The organism is Lachnoanaerobaculum sp., assembly GCF_057250505.1.
The window spans coordinates 1-3,489 of record NZ_DBHIEQ010000062.1 but is presented as its reverse complement, the minus strand read 5'-3'; the positions used below and the strand labels follow the sequence as shown (position 1 = coordinate 3,489).

The 3,489-nt window shown below is 38.2% G+C and carries 3 protein-coding genes; all 3 read left to right on the top strand.

The window, feature by feature from the left end; genetic code table 11:
- Nucleotides 1-983, top strand: a 983-nt coding sequence (locus ACO6FI_RS13165; protein ID WP_485457722.1) for an alpha-amylase family protein, incomplete at its 5' end; no start/stop codon positions are given.
- Nucleotides 983-2,737: an alpha amylase N-terminal ig-like domain-containing protein gene (locus ACO6FI_RS13160; protein ID WP_485457721.1), complete on the top strand. Its 1,755-nt coding sequence runs from the start codon at nt 983-985 to the stop codon at nt 2,735-2,737. The genes ACO6FI_RS13165 and ACO6FI_RS13160, both read left to right, overlap by 1 nt.
- A gap of 21 nt (nt 2,738-2,758) precedes the next feature.
- Nucleotides 2,759-3,489, top strand: a 731-nt coding sequence (locus ACO6FI_RS13155) for a glycogen/starch/alpha-glucan phosphorylase (protein ID WP_485457720.1), incomplete at its 3' end; no start/stop codon positions are given.

Genomic DNA, 3,489 nt, shown 5'->3' with positions numbered 1-3,489 from the left:
ACTGGGCAAGGGAATATCATATTGACGGATTTCGCTTTGATTTGATGGGACTTCTTGATACCGATTTGATGAACAATATCAGAAAAGAACTTGATATCATATACGGTAAAGGCGAAAAGATAATCTATGGTGAGCCTTGGTCTGCAACAGATACCGCCATAGAGTATAATAAAAAAGTTGCAAATAAAGACAGTATAGCTCTTTTAGATGAAAATATAGGAGCATTCTGTGACAATACCAGAGATTCTATAAAGGGTTCTGCACTCAGACCTAAAGAAGCCGGATTTGTAAACGGCGGCAAGAACAAAGAAAACGATATACTTGCAAGTGTGGGTGCATGGTGTAACCCGAAGTATAATAAAGAGTTTAAAGGTGTGAAATCACCTTCGCAGATAGTTTCATATGTTTCGGCACATGACAATCAGACGCTGTGGGATAAACTGAGTGATACGGCCGGTAAAGATGAGGTAATGAGATTAAACAAGCTGGCAGCCGCAATTTATATGACTTGCCAGGGAACCTTGTTTTTCTTATCGGGTGAGGAGTTTTGCAGAACAAAGGGCGGACTTGACAACACCTACAATATGCCTATCGGGATGAACAAACTTGACTGGGAACTTGCATATAAGAATAAGAACCTTGTCGACTACTATAAAGGTCTGATTGAACTCAGAAAACAAATTTCGGGGCTTTGTGATAAATCCGAAAACAGCTATAAGCATATCACTGATATGTGGAAGCAAAAGCAGATTGTGGGCTTTACTGTAAATAATGATAAGAATTCTTTATGGAGTCAGGTTAAAGTAATTTATAATGCGTCAAATAAGGACTTTGAAGTTGAGTCTTTGGATAAAGAATTTGAAGTACTTTGTGACGGCAATGACAGTATGCTTTGGAAAAAGAACATAATTGCAAAGGCTCCTATAAAAGTAGGAAAACAAAGTGTATTGATACTTGGTAAGAAAAGAATAGAGGAGATATAATGGAATTTGCCGGTGTATACCATAGAACATCAGAACAGATGAGTTATCCTCTTGATAAGGACAGACTTATTATAAATTTAAAAACAGGATATGATGTTAAGCAGGTCTTTATCCACTATGGCGACCCGTTTGAGGCCGGAATACTTGGCGGAGACGAGAAGTGGACCGGAAAAAGAGAAGAGATAGTCTATAAAAAACGCCTTTCAAATCAGATATGGTGGACTACAACTCTTACTCCGATATATAAAAGATGTAAGTATTTTTTTGAACTGCATACACATGACAGTGTTTGGTATTACTTTGAAGACGGATTTTTAACTGAGGATCAGTTCCATATGGACGGCAGAATGTTGCAATGCTTCATTATGCCGTGGATGAATCCGTCGGATATAAATGTTACACCTGCATGGGTAAATGACACTATTTGGTATCAGATATTTCCTGACAGATTTTGTAACGGTACCCCTGAAAAAAATACAGATGATATTTTGCCTTGGAGAGATCATGGCAGTGTAACCAATTATGAGAAATTCGGAGGTAATCTGGAAGGAATTCGTCAAAAACTTGACTACCTTCAAAATCTTGGAATAACAGGTATCTATTTGAATCCGATAATGGAGGCCGAATCAAATCATAAGTATGATACAACCGATTATACAAAGATAGATCCTTCTTTCGGAGACGGTGATACAATGAAAGCACTTTGCAAAGAGGCTCATAACAAGGGTATTCGTATCATGGTGGATGCTGTGTTTAACCACTGCGGAAGAAAATTTAAGCCATGGCTTGATGTGCTTGAAAAAGGTAAATCTTCAAAGTATGCGGGCTGGTTTATGGTGGAAAACTGGGATGATATTGCAAAAAGAGGAGATACGAGGGATAAGAGGTATTACACTTTTGCATTTACTGACGGTATGCCGAAGCTGAACACCAACAATAATGAGGTCATAGACTATTTTTGTAAAATCTGTGAAGAATGGATAAGAGAGTTTGATATAGACGGTATCCGTTTTGATGTAGGCAATGAGGTGTCACACAGATTTTTGAAGAAGATAAGAGAGCATCTAAAGGCTATAAAGCCTGATATCTATCTGCTTGGAGAGATTTGGCATGATGCAATACAGTGGCTTCAGGGAGATGAATACGACTCTGTGATGAATTATCCTCTGCTTAGCGGAATTCATGACTTTTTCCTGGATAAGACCATGAAAAAGCAGGAGTTTGAGTACATGGTAAATCGCTGTTATACAATGTATATGCAGCAGTCTAACAATGTATTATTCAATTTGCTTGACTCACATGATACAGAGAGACTGATGAACCGATTCCATGATTTGGATAAGTTTTATCAACAGCTTGCGATTTTGTTTACACTTCCGGGCAGTCCTTGTATCTACTACGGTACGGAGATAGCAATGGAGGGCGCACATGATCCTGATTGCAGAAGATGTATGCCGTGGAGTGAGATAGGCAGCGGTGAAAATGTAGAAAAAATTTCTACTATGAGAAGCCTTATAATGTTAAGGCGAAATGAAAAGATGTGCAGAAGTCCGTATTTCCACTTTCCACATAACTATGAAAATGGAAGATGTGTGGAATATATCAAAATTGACGAAGACGGAAATAGGATCGAAGTTCTTATCAATGCTTCAGATGAGCCTATCAAAGTAACTTCGGGAAAAGATGTCTTATTTTCAAGAGAATTTGACGGGGAAACACTTGGAGCTAACGGAACTTTAATCCGCAGGATTTAATATAAAAAGGAGAATAAAAGTATGTCATTAGAAGAGATGTTAAAGAACAAGCTTGGTAAGGAAATTGCGGCAGCTTCAGATGCGGAAATTTATACAGCACTTTTGAAAATTACAAAAGAGAAGATGGAAGGCATGGAGCATAATACAGGAAACAGAAAGCTCTACTATATATCAGCAGAGTTCCTTATCGGAAAGCTTTTGTCAAACAATCTTATTAACCTTGGAATGTTTGACGAGGTAAGAGAGATACTTGACAAGAACGGCCATGATATAACGGCAGTTGAAGAGGTTGAACCTGAGCCTTCACTTGGAAACGGTGGACTTGGACGTTTGGCTGCATGCTTCCTTGACTCTATTGCAACACTGGGATTAAACGGTGACGGTGTAGGATTAAACTATCACGACGGACTGTTTTTACAAAAGTTTGTAGACAACAAGCAGTATGAAGATAAGAATCCTTGGATAACAGATAACAGCTGGCTTACAAGAACAGATGTAAGCTTTGAAGTTCCGTTCAAAGATTTTACATTAAAGTCAACTATGTATGATATAGATGTTCCGGGATATCATCAGAGCAAATGCAATAAATTACATCTTTTTGATATTGACAGTGTGGACGAGTCTATTATCAGAGACGGTATAAATTTTGATAAACATGATATCGCTAAGAACCTTACATTGTTCTTGTATCCGGATGACAGTGATGAGGCCGGACAGCTACTTAGAATCTATCAGCAGTACTTTATGGTAAG

What these genes read in the sequence shown, in the direction of transcription:
- ACO6FI_RS13160 (WP_485457721.1), top strand. Translation starts at nt 983, where the DNA reads ATGGAATTTGCCGGTGTATACCATAGAACATCAGAACAGATGAGTTAT.